This window comes from Agrobacterium vaccinii (genome assembly GCF_021310995.1).
Taxonomy (GTDB): Bacteria; Pseudomonadota; Alphaproteobacteria; order Rhizobiales; family Rhizobiaceae; genus Agrobacterium; species Agrobacterium vaccinii.
Map to the genome: position 1 here is coordinate 1510508 of NZ_CP054151.1, position 17599 is coordinate 1528106.

A 17599-nucleotide genomic window follows, 5' to 3' on the forward strand; every position below is an offset into this window, starting at 1 on the left:
GCCTCCGGCATGCTTTCAATCCAGCAGACTTACTTCTGCCAGCTCTTGACCAACTCGTCATAATTCACGGTCATCGGCTTTTCTTTTTCTTCCGCGATCTTCAACTGAGGCGCAAGGTGGCCCTTCGAAACGGCGTCCTTGTTCCAGTATTCCAGATCGTGCTCTTCGGCCAGCTTCGGTCCGATTTCGCCCTGAACGCCTGCACGTTCCAGACGCTGCATGACCTTTTCCTGTTCGGCACAGAGCGAGTCCATGGCTTCCTGCGCTGTCTTTGCACCGGAGGATGCATCGCCCACGGCCTGCCACCACAGCTGAGCCAGCTTTGGATAGTCAGGAACGTTGGTGCCGGTTGGAGACCACTGAACGCGGGCAGGCGAGCGATAGAACTCGATCAGGCCGCCGAGGTCCTTGGCGCGCTTGGTAAAGCTTTCGTGGTTGATCGAGGAGTCGCGGATGAGCGTCAGGCCGACATGGCTTTTCTTCACATCAACGGTCTTCGATGTCACGAACTGCGCGTAGAGCCATGCTGCCTTGGCGCGGTCGTCGGGAGTGGACTTCATCAGTGTCCAGGAACCCACGTCCTGATAACCGAGCTTCATGCCATCTTTCCAATAGACACCGTGCGGAGAGGGGGCCATGCGCCACTTCGGCGTGCCATCCTCGTTGACCACGGGCAAGCCCTTCTTGACCGCATCCGCCGTAAACGCCGTGTACCAGAAAATCTGCTGCGCAACTTCGCCCTGCGCCGGAACGGGACCGGATTCAGAGAAGTTCATGCCCGCAGCTGCTGGAGGCGCGTAAGCCTTCAACCAGTCGAGGTATTTCTGGATCGCGTAGACAGAGGCAGGACCGTTGGTATCACCGCCGCGTGCAACGCAGGAGCCGACGGGCTGAGACTTTTCGTTGACCTTGATGCCCCATTCATCGACAGGCAGCCCGTTTGGCAAGCCCTTGTCGCCGTTGCCAGCCATGGAAAGCCAGGCATCTGTAAAGCGCCAACCGAGTGACGGGTCTTTCTTGCCATAATCCATATGGCCATAGACTTTTTTGCCGTTGATTTCACGACCGGTGAAGAAGGCGGCGATGTCTTCATAGGCTGACCAATTGACGGGAACGCCGAGATCGTAGCCATACTTGGCCTTGAAGTCTGCCTTGTTCTTTTCGTCGTTGAACCAGTCATACCGGAACCAGTAGAGGTTCGCGAATTGCTGGTCAGGCAGCTGGTAGAGCTTGCCGTCAGGTGCTGTCGTGAATTTCGTACCGATGAAATCCTTCAGGTCGAGGCCGGGATTGGTCACGTCCTTGCCTTCGTTGGCCATCCAGTCTGTCAGGTTGCGGGCCTGCTGGTAGCGCCAATGGGTGCCGATCAGGTCGCTATCGTTGACGAAGGCGTCATAGATGTTTTCGCCAGACTGCATCTGCGTCTGGAGTTTCTCCACCACGTCACCTTCGCCGATCAAGTCGTGCGTCAGCTTGATGCCGGTGATTTCCGAAAATGCCTTGGCCAGTACCTTGGATTCATACTCATGCGTCGTCAGCGTTTCCGAGACGACCTTGATATCCATGCCGGCAAAAGGTTTGGCGGCATCGATGAACCATTGCATTTCCTTTTCCTGATCAGCACGGGAAAGGCTCGAGAGATCGCCGATTTCCTTGTCCAGAAAGGTCTTGGCCTCGTTCATCCCGGCGTTTGCCACGCCTGATAGTGCCAGCAGCGCCGCTGCCGTCGTTGTTAAAAGATGCACTCGCATAATCATCCTCCCAGTGTTTACGATTGCTTGCAGATGTATCTCCGGGCGGTCCTCCCTCCCGGTATTTCAGTCGGGTGAGCTATACGAAGCGGAACACGCCAATCGCATAGACAACCGAAAGAGCCAGTGCCCACCAAAGGCCGGGGCCGACGAGGCCAAGCCAACCGAGGTGGATGAATGCGGAGCCGAGCAGCGACACGAACAACCGGTCGCCACGTGTCGTCTCGAAGCGTAGGATTCCAACGCGCGGATTGCCGCCGGGCGAGATATATTCCCAAACCGCCATGCCGATCAGCAGCAGCAATATGGTCAAAAAAAACAGCGCCGTTGGCAGCGTCCATGCCATCCAGGAAAAATTCATGTTCTTTCTCCCTTTTCGCGAGTCGGTGCAGCCCATCCTAAAAATGCTTTTTTGGAATTTCGCGGCGTTGCTTTAACCCTTATCCAATGACGGCTCTCGTCATATTGAGGAATAGCTGAAGCTGGCGCGCGAAGTTCTTCATTTGGTTGCAATACGTTGGGTTCCGGTCTGAAGTTATTTGGTTTGTTCGCTACTGGCACGAGTTTGACAGATGGCTTCCAATTGGAGCGCTCGTCAAAAATCGCTTTGCCGACTTCCTTCCCCCACGACCAGCGAGAGGTTCGAAATGAAATTTCCAACTTCTGAACCACGACCGCGTCTGGACCTGAATTAGAAACTATCGTCAAAAAGGTTCTGTCGCGGTTATAGTCGGTTTCAGATGGAGCAAACACCGTTACACTTAGTTTGGTGCGCCTCAAAAACCATTGTATGAAGTTAGCAATCGCTATTAGCGTTGCTAACACCGCGCCATAAAGAGCAACCAAGTCGACGTCATCTAGATGTGTCATCACACTCTCCCCAGGGCAAAGCCCTTGGCGATGTAGTTTCGGACGAAATAGATGACGAGAGCGCCGGGTATGATGGTCAGCACACCGGCGGCGGCCAGCACGCCCCAGTCCATGCCGGAGGCAGAAACGGTACGGGTCATGGTGGCGGCAATCGGCTTGGCGGCGGTTGTCGTCAGCGTTCTGGCAAGCAGCAATTCGACCCATGAGAACATGAAGCAGAAGAAGGCCGCGACACCAATGCCGCTGGCAATCAGGGGCATGAAAATCTTCACGAAAAAGCGCGGGAAGGAATAGCCGTCAATATAGGCGGTTTCATCGATTTCCTTGGGAACGCCGGACATGAAGCCTTCGAGAATCCACACCGCCAAGGGAACGTTGAACAGGCAGTGAGCAATCGCGACCGCGATATGCGTATCGATCAACCCGAAAGCTGAATAGAGCTGGAAGAAGGGCAGGGCGAATACGGCGGGTGGTGCCATGCGGTTGGTCAGCAGCCAGAAGAACAGATGCTTGTCGCCAAGGAAGCGATAGCGCGAGAAAGCATAGGCGGCGGGCAGCGCGGCGGCGACCGAGATCACCGTGTTCATCACCACATAGATGATGGAGTTGATGTAGCCGTTGTACCAGGCCGGATCGGTGAAGATGATGGTGTAATTGCGAAGGGTCGGGTTTTGCGGCCAGAGCGAAAAGGCACCAAGGATTTCACCGTTTTCCTTGAAGCTCATATTCACGAGCCAGTAGATTGGCAGCAGCAGGAACACGATATAAATCGTCGGGATCAAAAAGGAGAAGCGGGTGATGGATTTGGAATTGCTCATGGTGGTCTCCTTTCTCAAGCCTGTTCGTCGCTGTTGGTCATGACGGTGTAGAAAATCCACGACAGAGCGAGGATGATCAGGAAGTAGATGATCGACATCGCTGCTGCCGGGCCAAGGTCGAACTGGCCGACTGCCATTTTCACGAGGTCTATGGACAGGAAGGTGGTGGAGTTGCCGGGACCGCCGCCTGTGACGACGAAGGGTTCGGTGTAGATCATGAAGCTGTCCATGAAGCGCAGCAGCACGGCAATCAGCAACACACGCTTCATCTTCGGCAACTGGATGTAGCGAAAGACGGACCAGCGCGATGCGCCATCGATGCGGGCGGCTTGGTAATAGGCATCGGGGATCGATACCAGACCCGCATAGCAGAGGAGTACAACGAGGCTCGTCCAGTGCCAGACATCCATGATGATGACGGTTGCCCAGGCATCGACCGGATCCTGCGTGTAGTTGTAGTCGATGCCGAGCATGGAGAGGTAGTGGCCGAGAAAGCCGATATCGACGCGCCCGAAGACCTGCCAGATGGTGCCGACGACGTTCCACGGAATGAGAAGCGGCAGCGCCATCAGTACGAGGCAGACCGGGACGCCAAAGCCTGTTTTCGGCATGTTCAGCGCAATGAGAATGCCAAGTGGTATCTGGATGGCCAGAATGACGAAGGAGAAAATCAGGTTGCGCATCAGCGCATCCCAGAAGCGTGGGGAATGCAGCATCTGCACGAACCAATCGGTTCCCGCCCAGAAGAACTGGTTGTTGCCGAACGTATCCTGAACCGAGTAGTTCACGACCGTCATCAGTGGAATGACGGCGGAAAATGCGACGAGGATCAGAACCGGGATGACCAGAAACCACGCCTTGTTGTTGAACGTCTTTTCCATGGTCAGGCTCCCGTACCAACGCGCCAGCTATCGGCGTAGATGCCGATTGCCTTGGGATCGAAAGTGACGCAGGGTTCAGACGGGATGTCGCCATCCTCAGGCACCACCACCGTTAGGGGATGACCGGCAAAGCTGGCGCGGACGATCTTTTGGCGACCGATATCCTCGACCTTGCTGATGGTAACCGGCATGCCCTCGCGACCGAGCGCGATGAATTCCGGGCGAATGCCGAGTTCCGTTTTTGCGCCTGTCTCAACATTTGGCGCCGCGTCGAGCAAGACATGCTGATCGCCTATTTTCGCCTGCGCGCCATCCAGTGACACAGGCATGAAGTTCATGCCGGGAGAGCCGATGAAATAGCCGACGAAGGTGTGGCTTGGCCGCTCGAACAGTTCGGCAGGCGTGCCGATCTGCACGATCTGGCCGTCATACATCACGACGACCTTGTCTGCGAAGGTCATGGCTTCGGTCTGGTCGTGCGTGACATAGACCATGGTAAAGCCGAACTGTTTGTGCAGGCGCTTCAGTTGCGAGCGCAGCACCCACTTCATATGCGGGTCGATGACAGTCAGCGGCTCATCGAAGAGAATGGCGTTGACATCGTTGCGGACGAGACCGCGACCCAGCGAAATCTTCTGTTTCTGGTCCGCCGTCAGGCGGTGCGCGCGGCGCTTGGCCCAGGATGAGAGATCGATCATCTCGAGAATTTCATTGACGCGCCTGTCGACATCCGGCTCCGAAACACCGCGATTGCGCAGCGGAAAGGCCAGATTGTCGTAGACGGTCATGGTGTCGTAGATGACCGGAAACTGGAACACCTGCGCAATGTTACGCTGTTCCGTCGGCAGGTCGGTCACGTCCTTTCCATCGAACAGAATGCGGCCATCCGACGGATTGATGAGGCCGGAAATGATGTTGAGCAGGGTGGTCTTGCCGCACCCGGATGGGCCGAGCAGCGCGTAAGCACCGCCATCGCTCCACTCGTAATTCACTTCCTTTAAGGCATAATCATTGGCTGCCCTGGCCTTGGCGTTGTAGGCGTGGCGGATGTGATCGAGACTGATGCGTGCCATGGTCTCTTCTCCTCACGCGGCTACTTGTTGCGGGGTGGCAAGCGAGTGGCCATTCGCATCGAACGCCATCAAATGGCGTGTATCCAGATAGATATCGATCTGGCGGTCGGGCTCGATATCCAGAATGCCGCGCGTCAGCATGACCCAGCGATTGCCGGCAAAATCGACGTGAATGAAGCTTTCGGAACCGGCGATTTCGGAGATCAGCGTTTTGGCGGCCAGCTTCACCGCGCCACTATCGGTGGGCGCCGGATAGAGATGGTGCGGATGGAACGCCACGGTCACGGGGCCATCGGCAATGCCTGAGAGGTGCGCTGGTACGTCGAAAACAGGCTGGCTATTGTGCAGAAACGAAGGACCGGAACGGCTCAGCGCGAAGATATTGAGTGGCGGGTCGGCGAAGGTCTTTGCAGAGACGAGATCGACAGGGTTTCTGTAGAGATCGATGGTGGCGCCATATTGGGCGATGTGCCCCTTATGCATGGTGGCGGTATTGCCGCCCAGAAGCAGGGCTTCGGATGGCTCGGTCGTGGCGTAAACGAAGATCGCGCCGGACAAAGCGAAAATTTTCGGCAGTTCTTCGCGCAGCTCCTCACGCAGCTTGTAATCGAGGTTGGCAAGCGGCTCATCCAGCAGCACGAGGCTGGCATTCTTGACGATAGCGCGAGCAAGGGCCGTGCGCTGCTGTTGCCCGCCGGAAAGATTAAGCGGTGTACGATCGAGATAAGGTGTCAGCCGCAGCATGTCGGCAGCGCGCCGCACTTCGCGGTCTATGGTTGCCTTGTCCTTTTTGGCAATCCGCATGGGGGAGGCGATGTTCTCGTAAACGGTGAGCGCCGGGTAATTGATGAACTGCTGGTAGACCATGGCAACGCTGCGGTCTTGCACGCGCTTGCCGGTGACATTGGCACCATCGAACAGCAGCTGGCCCTCGGTCGGTTTGTCTAGACCGGCCATCAGCCGCATCAGCGATGTTTTTCCAGACAGCGTCGGCCCCAGCAGCACGTTCAACGTGCCGCGCTTGAGGGTCAGATTGGTTGGGTAGATGTGGTAATCACCACCCACCATCTTAGCAATGTTGCGTAATTCCAGCATGCTGTCCCGAGGCCTCCCAACCTGCAAGATATCTGCTTCAATGTCAGTCTTTTACGCCCTTTCGGGCGTTCATCATGCGGCGATAGACGCCATGTAACTGTCGAGCGCGGCTGCCTCTTCCTTGGAAAAATGCAGGCCCTGCTTCGTTCTGCGCCACAGCACGTCGTCGCTGGTTCTTGCCCATTCCTGGCGCACTAGCCACTCGACTTCGCGCTCGTAAAGATCGCCTCCGAAATGCTGACCGAGCGCCTCCATGCTGGTCGCATCCCCAAGGATCGCATTTGCTTTCGTTCCGTAAAGACGCACCAGTCTGCGCGCCTGACGCTCGGATAGAAAGCTATATTTTGTGTTGAGCTTTTTAACTTCGGCCTCGTAGCCGGTGGCAGCGAAGTCACCGCCCGGAAGCGAGCTTTTTCCAGTCCAAGGTTTCCCCTTGTCGCCAATGGCCTCAGCCACTTTCTCAAGGGCATGTTCCGCCAGGCGGCGGTAGGTCGTCAGCTTGCCGCCGAAGACGTTCAGCAATGGTGCTTCACCGGAAGCATTCTCAAGCTTCAGAACGTAGTCGCGCGTGGCTTCCTGCGCACTGGACGCGCCATCGTCAAACAGCGGGCGAACCGCCGAATAGGTCCAGACGATATCGTCTTTCGTTACCGGTTCAGCGAAATATTCACTGGCGGCGTTGCAGAGGTAATCTGTCTCTTCGCTGCTGATTTTCACATCCGCCGGGTCACCCGTGTAATCCCGGTCGGTGGTACCAATCAGCGTGAAATCCGTCTCATAGGGAATGGCAAAAATGATGCGGTTGTCTGGGTTCTGGAAGAAGTAGGCCCTGACATCGTTGAACTTCTTTTTCACGATGATGTGGCTGCCCTGAACCAGCCGCACATTGTGCACTTGATTTTTGCCCGCCGCATTCGACAGCACATTGTCCACCCATGGGCCGGAGGCGTTCACCAGCATGCGCGCCTGCACGGTCTTAACGGTGCCGGTCGCGTTTTCCTTCACATCAACGTTCCAAAGCCCGCCTTCGCGACGAACCGAAACCACCTTTGCGCGGCTCATGATGTCGGCGCCTTTGTCGGCAGCGTCCCGCGCGTTCAGTACCACCAGACGCGCATCATCTACCCAACCATCCGAATATTCGAAGGCCTTGGTGAAGAGCGGCTTCAAAGGCTTGCCAGCGGGATCACGGCGCATGTCGAGCGACTTCGTAGCGGGCAGAAGCTTGCGGCCACCAAGATGGTCGTAGAGGAAGAGACCAAGACGAATAAGCCATGCCGGGCGGATGCCGCCCTTGTGGAACGGCAGAACGAAGCGCATCGGCCAGATGATGTGCGGTGCCATGGCCCACAACACTTCGCGTTCCATCAGCGCTTCGCGCACAAGGCGGAACTCATAATGTTCGAGATAGCGAAGACCGCCGTGAATGAGTTTGGTTGCGCCAGACGAGGTGCCGGAGGCGAAATCATTCATCTCGGCAAGGGTCACCGAATAGCCGCGACCGGCAGCATCACGGGCTATTCCGCAGCCATTGATGCCTCCACCGATCACGAAAATATCGCGGACCGCCTGCTCACTCACCTTGTCTCTCCCTGCCGCGACATTCCGCCGCTTATTGTTGGAATTCGAAATTGAGGCGAGTTAAAATGAAAATAAAGTGAATGTCAAACGAATGTTAATCGTTTCAATTTTCAGGCTGTAAACGTTCGCTTTCGATCAACCGAACGTCGTTTTCCTTGCAGATGGCTTTGACGGATGCAAGCGGACAGTGGTCCGTAATGAAGGTGTGGACTTGCGAGAGATGACCTATTCTCACCGGTGCCGTGCGGTCGAATTTGCTGGAGTCGGAGACCAGAATAACATGCCGAGCATTGGCGATGATGGCCTGCGCGACTTTCACCTCGCGAAAGTCGTAATCCAGCAACGCGCCATCCTTGTCGATGGCCGAGACACCGATCACGGCGTAGTCCACCTTGAATTGGCGGATGAAATCCACGGCAGCTTCACCGACAATACCGCCATCCGTGCCGCGCACCACACCACCGGCAATGACGACCTCAATACCGGGAAATATCCGTAACCTATTGGCAACATTGATATTGTTGGTAATTACCATCAGTTCTTGGTGATCTACCAGCGCCTCACCAACGGCCTCGGTGGTGGTGCCGATGTTGATGAATAATGACGATTTATGGGGAATGAGCCCGGCTGCAGCGCGACCTATCGCCTGTTTTTCCGTCGCGGCAATCGAGCGTCTGGCTTCATATTTCACGTTTTCGGTGCTGCTGGGAAAGATCGCGCCGCCATGAATTCGCGTCAGCGCACGCGCCTCGCAAAGATCGTTCAAATCCTTGCGAATGGTCTGCGCAGTGACTGAAAATCGCGTGGCGAGATCATCCACGCTGACCTTGCCTTCGGATTTCGCAAGTTCGATGATATCAATCTGGCGCGATGAGAAAAACATGGAGGCTTCTATCCGGCAATATTTGTGGACTTTCGTTTTATTTCATTTTTTTGAGAAACGAAAGTGCGCTGACGCGCGGATAGGAGCAAGGTTTTCCACAATCACCGCCCTTACGACCCCTCTAATTTGTCCGCCTGATAAATATTGGGGTTGCGCCTCGACGCATTTTGTCCTTGTTTGCGCGTTCTCACACTTTATGGGGAAATTAAAAAAATGAATTCTATAAAAACAACAACGCGTGCCGCAATCCTGCTAGGTTCGCTTCTGATTGGCGCCAGTTCAGCTCTCGCGGAAACCGTTCTTCATCGCGGTAATGCCGGGGAACCACAAACCCTCGATCAGGCACAGACCTCGATCAACATCGAAGCTTTCATTCTGAAAGACCTTTACGAAGGTCTGACCATTTATGATGCCGCCGGTAAGATCGTTCCCGGTGCAGCCGAAAGCTGGACGCTGTCTGACGACGGCACCGTATACACATTCAAAATTCGCGCCGATGCCAAGTGGTCGGACGGTTCGCCTGTTACCGCCGAAGACTTCGTATTCTCCTTCAAGCGTGTCGAAGACCCGAAGACCGCCGCGAAATACGCCAATATTCTTTACCCCATCAAGAATGCCGAAAAGCTCAACAAGGGCGAAGGCAAGCTAGATGATCTCGGCATAAAGGCCGTCGACGAAAAGACGCTGGAAATCACGCTCGAGCGCCCGACCCCATTCTTTCTGGAGCTGCTCGCACACCAGACAGCGCTCCCTGTTTCCAAAGCAAGCGTCGAGAAGAACGGTGCTGACTTCGTCAAGCCCGGCGTCATGGTTTCTAACGGTGCCTATACGTTGCAGTCCCATGTTCCCAACGACAGCCTGATTGTCGTCAAGAACCCTAACCACTGGGATGCCGCCAACACCAAGATCGATAAGGTGATCTTCTACCCAATCGATGACCAGGCTGCATCCGTTCGTCGCTTTGAAGCCAAAGAAATGGACCTTGCGTTCAACTTCTCCGCAGACCAGCTGGAGCGTTTGAAGAAGTCTTATGGTGAGCAGGTTCACGTCTCTCCGACGCTTGCGACCTATTATTACACCTTCGACACCCGCGAAGCGCCTTATAGCGACGTTCGCGTTCGCCGGGCTCTCTCCATGTCGGTAGACCGCGACTTCCTGGCTAAGGAAATCTACAGCGGCTCGCAGGTGCCTGCTTACTCCATGGTTCCGCCCGGCATGGACAGCTATGGCGAACCGGCAAAGGCCGATTTCGCCTCAATGTCGCAGCTAGATCGTGAAGACGAAGCGCTCAAGCTGATGAAGGAAGCCGGTTACGGTGAAGGCGCTAAGCCCCTGTCCATCGAAATCCGCTACAACACCAACCCTAACCATGAGCGTGTCGCCACCGCCATTGCGGACATGTGGAAAACCACGTTCGGCGCGAATGTTTCGCTGGTGAATCTCGATGTCGCCTCGCACTACGGTTACCTGCAGGAAGGCGGCAAGTACAATGTCGCGCGCGCTGGCTGGGTTGCTGACTATGCTGATGCCGAAAACTTCCTTAACCTTTCTGTCTCGTCCAACACGACGTTCAACTATTCGAAGTTCAACAATGCTGAATTCGATGCGCTGATGAAGAAGTCTTATGATGAGAAAGACCCTGCTGCGCGTTCCAAGCTGCTGCATGATGCTGAAGCCATCCTGATGAAGGAGCAGCCGGTTGCGCCGCTGCTAACGCAGGCCGATCTCTGGCTGGTATCCAACCGCGTTAAGGGTTGGGAAGACAATGCGGCCAACGAACACCTCAGCCGCTTCCTGAGCGTTTCCGAATAAGCAGTGCTGCCACGGTGGTTTTGAAACATGTCGCGCAAGGGCTCCAGGCTTTTGCGCGACATGCTGAAAGAACGGGCGAAAGCGTGAAGGCGATGATAAAGTCGCGATATGCTAAGCCGCCGTGCCATGCCGGAGCCTGAAATATTATGATCTCTTTCGTCCTGCGCCGTTTGGCGAGCGCCGTGCCGACGTTGTTTATCGTCGTCACGATTTCTTTTTTTCTGATGCGATTTGCACCCGGCGGTCCGTTCAACCTTGAACGTCCGCTGCCCCCGCAGACCATGGAAAACCTGATGAGAACCTATCATCTGGATGAACCCTTGTGGCGTCAGTATCTGATCTACATGAAAAACGCCGTCACCGGCGACTTCGGCCCCAGTTACATTTACAAAGACAACACCGTTGCCCAGCTGATTGGCAAGGGTCTGCCCTATTCGCTTGAGCTTGGTTTCTACGCGTTACTGCTGGCTTTGATCGGCGGCGTCTTGGCTGGTACGTTTGCGGCATTGCGGCAGAACAGCCTGTTCGACTTTTCTCTGATGTCTGTGTCGACAGTCGGCGTTACCGTTCCGAACTTCGTCGTGGCACCCGTGCTGACGCTGGTTTTTGCGGTTCTGCTGGGTCTTTTGCCCGCCGGAAGCTGGGGTGACGGTTCTCTGCGCTATCTGCTGTTGCCGATGATTGCGCTGGCTTTGCCACAGCTTGCGGTCATTGCGCGTCTCACGCGCGGCTCGATGATCGAAGCCCTGCGCATGGACCATATTCGTACGGCAAAAGCTTATGGGCTTCCCAGCCGCACCGTCGTCATCGTCCACGCCATGCGCGCGGCCATGCTGCCGGTCGTATCCTATCTCGCCCCTTGCGCGGCGGCTTTGCTGACTGGTTCTGCCGTCATCGAAACGATCTTCACCATTCCCGGTGTCGGTCGCTACTTCGTGCTGGGTGCCATCAATCGTGACTATACGCTTGTCATGGGAACCGTCGTTCTCATCGCGCTCTTCGTCATTGTTTTCAATCTGGTGGTCGATATTCTGTACGGCCTTCTTGATCCGAGGGTCAGACATGACTGATATCCCCGGCATAACAGCCGTTTCTCCTTCGGTGAAAAGCCGAAGCCTCTTCCAGCTCGCGACTATGCGCTTCCGCCGCAACAAGGCGGCCATGGCCGGTTCGGTCATGCTGGTTTTGATCACGCTGTTCTCGTTTCTGGGGCCGCATTTCCTCACGCACACCTATGATCAGGTGTTTTCGTCCTATGTTTCCGTTGCGCCTAGCCTGGATGCCCGGCCCGATGCAGATAGTCTTCAGGGTGTGATGGAAGGTGTTGCCGGTCGTGCACGCGTCGATCTCAAGGAGTTTGCGGTCGAAGGCCAGAAATTTACGGCAACCGTCACGTCGTCCAGCCAGATCGACCCGCGCACGACACGCTATTTCGACCGTGCCAACGAGTTCGAAAACACCAAGGTCGTCGCCACCGAAGACGATGGTCGCACGCTGAAAATCGAAGGCGATGTGAACCGCGAATATTTCTTCTTCGGCACCGATAGCAATGGTCGCGATCTTCTCGTTCGCGTCATGCTCGGCGGGCAGATATCGATTGCGGTCGGCGTTCTCGCCAGTCTCGTATCGCTCGGTATCGGCGTCGTTTATGGCGCGACTGCCGGTTATATTGGTGGTCGTGTCGACAATGCGATGATGCGTTTTGTCGAGATCCTTTATTCGCTGCCCTTCGTGTTTCTCGTCGTCGTGCTCGTGGTGTTCTTCGGGCGAAGTTTCATTCTCATCTTCCTCGTCATAGGCGCGGTGGAATGGCTGGATATGGCGCGCATCGTGCGCGGACAGACGTTGGCACTGAAGCGACGCGAGTTCGTGGGTGCCGCACAGGCGCTGGGCCTGACTGATTGGCAGATTATCCGCCGTCACATCATTCCCAACACCATCGGCACCGTCGTCGTGTTCGTGACCGTCGTGGTACCGAAGGTCATCCTCCTGGAAAGCTTCCTGTCCTTCCTGGGCCTTGGCGTTCAGGCGCCATTGACCAGCTGGGGTGCGCTGATTTCCGAAGGTGCCAGCAATATGCAGTCGGCTCCATGGCTGCTGATATTCCCGGCGACTTTCTTCGTGCTAACGCTGTTTTCTTTGAACTTTGTGGGTGACGGGTTGCGTGACGCGCTCGATCCCAAGGATCGTTGATATGAATACGACATCTGAAACCATTCTTTCCGTGCGTGGACTGAAGGTCGATTTCACGACGCCGGATGGTGCCGTGAGCGCCGTGAAAGGCATCGATCTCGATGTGAAGCCGGGTGAAACGCTTGCCGTAGTCGGGGAATCCGGTTCCGGCAAAAGCCAGACCATGATGGGCATCATGGGCCTGCTGGCCGCCAACGGCCAGGTTCAGGGCTCAGCCAAATATCGCGGACGCGAATTGATCGGCTTGCCGGTCGATGAGCTGAACGCCATCAGGGGCGCAAAGATCACCATGATCTTTCAGGAGCCGATGACCTCGCTCGATCCGCTCTACAAGATCGGCAAACAGATCGCAGAGCCCATCATTCACCACCGCGGATGCACCAAGGCAGAAGCGAGAACCCGGGTTCTGGAACTGATGCAGCTTGTCGGCATTCCCGATCCCGGCAGGCGCATCGACAGCTATCCGCACGAGCTGTCCGGTGGTCAGCGCCAGCGCGTGATGATTGCCATGGCGCTTGCCAACGAGCCGGACCTTTTGATTGCCGACGAGCCGACAACGGCGCTCGACGTCACCATTCAGGCCCAGATTCTCGATTTGTTGAAATCCCTGCAACAGCGTTTCGGCATGGCCATCGTGCTGATTACCCACGATCTGGGCGTTGTCAGGCACTTCGCCGATCGCGTTGCCGTCATGCGTCGCGGTGAGATAGTGGAGACGGGGACAACGGAAGACATCTTCGAGCGTCCGCAGGCGGATTACACCAAGATGCTGCTGGATGCCGAGCCCAGCGGTCACAAGCCACCTGTCGGCCCGGAAGCGCCAACGGTCTTGTCTGGCCAGAACGTGACGGTGGATTACGAAATACCGGGTGGCCTGTTCACGAAGGCCACCGCGTTTCGCGCTGTCGATGGCGTCAATGTCAATCTGCGCCAGGGGCAGACGATTGGTATCGTCGGAGAATCCGGCTCGGGCAAATCCACGCTGGGTCGTGCGCTGTTGCGGTTGACGCCGTCTACCGGGCGCCTGTTCTTCGGCAAGACGGATATTTCCAGTCTCGGCAGAAAAGCCATGCGGCCCATGCGTCGTCAGCTTCAGCTGGTGTTTCAGGACCCCTACGGCTCGCTGTCGCCGCGCCAGACGGTCGGCGAGATCATCACTGAAGGCCTGTTCGTGCATGCACCGGAGCTGAGCCGGGCGCAACGCGATACGCGCGCCATCGAGGCGCTGACGGAAGTCGGGCTCGATCCCGCTGCCCGCAACCGCTATCCGCACGAGTTCTCCGGTGGCCAGCGCCAACGCATCGCCATCGCACGTGCGATCATTCTCAAGCCAGATGTCGTCATTCTCGATGAGCCGACCTCTGCGCTCGACCGTTCGGTGCAGGGGCAGGTCATCGACCTGCTGCGCGAGTTGCAAAAGACGCACGGGCTGTCCTACATCTTCATCAGCCATGACCTTTCAGTCATCAAGGCGATCTCCGATTACGTCATCGTCATGAAGGACGGAAAGATCGTGGAAGAGGGCGCTACCGACGCAATCTTCAACAATCCGACAGCCGATTATACCAAGACGCTGATCCAGTCCGCCTTCACGGCAGACGTTGCTGCATAAAACTAAGCCCGGCCGTCATGGCCGGGCGCTTATCCTTGACCTCCCAAGGAACAAGGCCCTCACATCTGCGTTATGACTTCGTGAAAATAGATGTGTGCCGGTAAGGCACCGTGGAGGGAATATGTTCAAGGTTATTCAGATTGCTGGTCTCGCTGTCACTATGGCCGTTTCGGGCTTTGCGATGACAGGCACTGCAAGTGCGCAGGATATGGAATTGAGAATTGGGCGTGATGGCGTGCGTCCAGTCATTCGTGATCGCGACCGCGATATGGACCGTAGAGGCCCACCGATGCGTGGTTGCAGCGAGCGCGAAGCCCGTGCCGCAGCCCGCGCTTCCGGCCTTCGTGATCCGCAGATCGTTCGCGCAACGCCGCGCCGCATCGTTGTCGAAGGCTACACACGCCGTGGTTCCGACACCATTACGTTCGCAAACGAACGTGGCTGCCCGGAAATCTGAGAAGTAAACCTTTCAGAAAATAAGTTGTACTAAATTGAAACTCGCGTTTAGCGAGTTTCTTTGCGTTTAGGCCATCCACTACAATTTGGATTAGTAATTTCTAAATTTAGATGTACTAATAAGCATAATGGTTGCACTTTATTTGGGGGTATTCCGCAGTGTTCGCCGTACTTGAATGTGTTGCGTTACAACATGATCGACGGATTGTCGTTCTGGCTGCCGTGATTGCACTTCTCGGAATGCTATCCTTCTACCACCTTCTTCTTCGAGCGGATGAGAGCCCCCTGAAGCGCAGGCCCTATTGGGTCGTTGTGGCCGCCTTTGCATCCGGTCTCAGTGTCTGGGCAACGCATTTCATTGCCATGCTTGCCTATCAGGGCAGCGTTCCCATCGGTTTCGATTTTCCGTTCACGGCGCTATCCGCCATCATTGCCGTTTTCGGCTTCTGGCTCAGCCTGCAATTTCTGTGGGAAAAAACCGGCGCCGTCGTCCTCTCCGGCATTGCCATCACTGTTGCCGTTGCGGCCATGCACTTCATCGGAATGGCTGGCATGCAGGTCGCGGCTTCCATCGAATATCGTTTGACTCCCATTCTTGTTGGCACCGCTGTCACGGCGACGCTGTTTTGCCTGGCGTTCTTCTTTTTCCGGCACTTGCGCGGCCACAAGCGTGTAACGCTGTCGGCCTGCGCTGCCATTTTGGGCGTGCTGACCCTGCATTTCACTGGCATATCTTCGACCATCCTCATTCCCGACCCCAGCATCGCGGGCCCACACATAGATGGGACGGATCGCGCACTGCTGATGGCAGCCATCAGCGGCGTGACATTCCTGGTGCTTGCGGCCACCGGCATCGCAGCCTTGATCGACCGCTATCTGGTGGACTTGAAAGGCCTCGTCGGCGCCACGCTCGATGGCCTGGCCGTGGTTCAAGATGGTCGTATCGTCGAGGTCAACAGCCGCTTTGCCGGACTATTCGGCGCCACGGAAGCCTCGCTGATCGGCGTCAATGCCGAGGAACTCATGCATGCGGATGATGGAATGCCCGCCCACCATTCCCGCGCCGCTGCCGTTGAGGCCGTGCCGAACCGGGGCGACAGGTCGCGCACCTTTGAGTTGGCCGTCCGCACGATCGAATATCGCGGTCGCCCCTGTGAGGTGATGGCGGTGCGTGATCTGACCGAGAAACGTCGCGCGCAGCGAGAAGTCGAATATCTCGCCCGCCACGATATGCTGACCGGGCTTGCCAACCGCACGATGTTTCAGGAACGGCTGAACAACCACATCACCGTGGCTAAGAACAGCGATCAGTTCGCGCTGCTGGCGCTGGATCTCGACCGCTTCAAAGCTGTCAACGATCTCTTCGGCCATGCCGAGGGTGATCGCGTTCTCAAAGACGTCTCCCGCATTCTTCAGCAGTCGGCGCGCACAGGCGATCTCGTTGCGCGGTTGGGAGGCGATGAATTCGTCATCCTGACCGCTTTCGGCACAACCAGCGACGAGGCGCGCGATCTCGGCGAGCAGATTCTCGAAACCTTCAGGCAGGAGATGAACAGCGTCAGCGATCCGACAGCGGTTGGCATCACCATCGGCATCGCAGCCTTTCCCGCCAATGGCGATGACAGCGAGACGCTGATGCATGCCGCCGATCTGGCGCTTTACCGCGCCAAGATCAATGGTCGTGGCATCATTGCCTTCTACGATCTTGCCATGGATCAGGAAACAAAAGAGCGCCGCCGACTGGAGTCGGACCTGCGTCAGGCCATCAGCCGCAACGAGCTGGAACTGCTCTATCAACCCGTTCATTCGGTCGAAAATGGCGAAGTCGCGGGTTACGAGGCGCTGGTGCGCTGGCAGCATCCGACGCGCGGCATGGTGCAACCGGATGTCTTCATCCCCATTGCCGAGGAAAGCGGGATCATAATTGCGCTGGGCGAATGGATTTTGCACGAGGCCTGCACCGCCGCCGTTCGCTGGGAGCCGCATATCAAGGTTGCCGTCAACATCTCGCCCGTCCAGTTTTCGCTCGCCAATCTGGCCTACACGATCTGCGCGACGCTGGAGAAAACCGGGCTTGCACCCTCGCGGCTGGAACTGGAAATGACGGAGGCAGCCCTCCTGAAAGACCGCGCCATCACGCTGTCCACCATGCGACAATTGAAGCGTCTGGGCGTGACCATCGTCATGGATGACTTCGGTACGGGTTACTCATCGCTCAGCAACCTGCGAAGCTTCCCGTTCGACAAGATCAAGATAGACCGCTCCTTCATTGCCGCCATGAAGCAGGATGAAAACGCCCACACCATCGTCCGCGCCATCATTGGCCTTGGTCGCAGCCTCGACTTGCCAGTTACGGCAGAAGGCATTGAAACCGACAGCCAGTACCGCATGGTGGTGGATGAGGGCTGTACGCAGGCGCAGGGCTACCTTTTCGGAAAACCTGGAAAAGCGCCCGCACGCCTGAAGAAAACGCAACCGCACAGTCCGGTGTTCGGTTAACACGGGACGTAAAATATACCTTGAAATCACTTTTTTAATCTTGCCCGGCTTGAAACCGGTCAGTGACACGCTATC

The 17599-nt window shown here is 56.5% G+C and carries 15 protein-coding genes; 6 read left to right on the plus strand and 9 right to left on the minus strand.

Annotated features, from left to right (window positions below; all coding sequences use genetic code 11):
- Positions 1 to 29: 29 nt before the first annotated feature.
- From HRR99_RS21990 to HRR99_RS22030, 9 genes are all read right to left on the minus strand, one after another.
- Positions 30 to 1751: an ABC transporter substrate-binding protein gene (locus tag HRR99_RS21990; RefSeq protein WP_233124891.1), complete on the minus strand. Its 1722-nt coding sequence runs from the start codon at positions 1749 to 1751 to the stop codon at positions 30 to 32.
- A 79-nt stretch (positions 1752 to 1830) separates the two neighbouring features.
- Positions 1831 to 2112, minus strand: coding sequence for a DUF2160 domain-containing protein (locus HRR99_RS21995; RefSeq protein ID WP_233124892.1), 282 nt, complete (start codon positions 2110 to 2112; stop codon positions 1831 to 1833).
- Positions 2109 to 2621 carry a hypothetical protein gene (locus HRR99_RS22000; protein WP_233124893.1) on the minus strand — a complete coding sequence of 171 codons (513 nt, stop codon included), beginning with the start codon at positions 2619 to 2621 and terminating at the stop codon, positions 2109 to 2111. The genes HRR99_RS21995 and HRR99_RS22000 overlap by 4 nt, the downstream gene beginning before the upstream one ends.
- Positions 2621 to 3439 (minus strand): carbohydrate ABC transporter permease, encoded by an 819-nt coding sequence (locus HRR99_RS22005; RefSeq protein WP_062451178.1) that lies wholly within the window; start codon positions 3437 to 3439, stop codon positions 2621 to 2623. Before HRR99_RS22005 ends, HRR99_RS22000 begins: the two co-directional genes overlap by 1 nt.
- 14 nt (positions 3440 to 3453) lie before the next feature.
- Positions 3454 to 4320, minus strand: coding sequence for a carbohydrate ABC transporter permease (locus tag HRR99_RS22010; RefSeq protein ID WP_112501503.1), 867 nt, complete (start codon positions 4318 to 4320; stop codon positions 3454 to 3456).
- 2 nt (positions 4321 to 4322) lie between these two features.
- Positions 4323 to 5393, minus strand: a complete 1071-nt coding sequence (locus HRR99_RS22015) for an ABC transporter ATP-binding protein (protein ID WP_233124894.1) — start codon at positions 5391 to 5393, stop codon at positions 4323 to 4325.
- A gap of 12 nt (positions 5394 to 5405) precedes the next feature.
- Positions 5406 to 6488 carry an ABC transporter ATP-binding protein gene (locus tag HRR99_RS22020; protein WP_233124895.1) on the minus strand — a complete coding sequence of 361 codons (1083 nt, stop codon included), beginning with the start codon at positions 6486 to 6488 and terminating at the stop codon, positions 5406 to 5408.
- Positions 6489 to 6560: 72 nt separating this feature from the next.
- Positions 6561 to 8069: a glycerol-3-phosphate dehydrogenase gene (gene glpD, locus HRR99_RS22025; RefSeq protein ID WP_233124896.1), complete on the minus strand. Its 1509-nt coding sequence runs from the start codon at positions 8067 to 8069 to the stop codon at positions 6561 to 6563.
- Between the two features lie 103 nt (positions 8070 to 8172).
- Positions 8173 to 8952 carry a DeoR/GlpR family DNA-binding transcription regulator gene (locus HRR99_RS22030; RefSeq protein ID WP_233124897.1) on the minus strand — a complete coding sequence of 260 codons (780 nt, stop codon included), beginning with the start codon at positions 8950 to 8952 and terminating at the stop codon, positions 8173 to 8175.
- A 213-nt stretch (positions 8953 to 9165) separates the two neighbouring features.
- Between HRR99_RS22030 and HRR99_RS22035 the strand changes: the two genes are divergently transcribed.
- The 6 genes from HRR99_RS22035 (at position 9166) to HRR99_RS22060 (ending at position 17524) form a co-directional block, all read left to right on the plus strand.
- Entirely contained in the window at positions 9166 to 10764 is a 1599-nt protein-coding gene (locus HRR99_RS22035; protein ID WP_233124898.1) for a peptide ABC transporter substrate-binding protein, read from the plus strand.
- Between the two features lie 146 nt (positions 10765 to 10910).
- Entirely contained in the window at positions 10911 to 11834 is a 924-nt protein-coding gene (gene oppB / locus HRR99_RS22040) for an oligopeptide ABC transporter permease OppB (protein WP_112501497.1), read from the plus strand.
- Positions 11827 to 12957, plus strand: a complete 1131-nt coding sequence (locus HRR99_RS22045; protein ID WP_233124899.1) for an ABC transporter permease — start codon at positions 11827 to 11829, stop codon at positions 12955 to 12957. Before oppB ends, HRR99_RS22045 begins: the two co-directional genes overlap by 8 nt.
- A gap of 1 nt (position 12958) precedes the next feature.
- Positions 12959 to 14569 carry an ABC transporter ATP-binding protein gene (locus HRR99_RS22050; protein ID WP_233124900.1) on the plus strand — a complete coding sequence of 537 codons (1611 nt, stop codon included), beginning with the start codon at positions 12959 to 12961 and terminating at the stop codon, positions 14567 to 14569.
- Positions 14570 to 14690: 121 nt separating this feature from the next.
- Positions 14691 to 15026 (plus strand): hypothetical protein, encoded by a 336-nt coding sequence (locus HRR99_RS22055; RefSeq protein ID WP_112501494.1) that lies wholly within the window; start codon positions 14691 to 14693, stop codon positions 15024 to 15026.
- Positions 15027 to 15184: 158 nt separating this feature from the next.
- Entirely contained in the window at positions 15185 to 17524 is a 2340-nt protein-coding gene (locus HRR99_RS22060; protein WP_233124901.1) for a bifunctional diguanylate cyclase/phosphodiesterase, read from the plus strand.
- Positions 17525 to 17599: the final 75 nt, after the last annotated feature.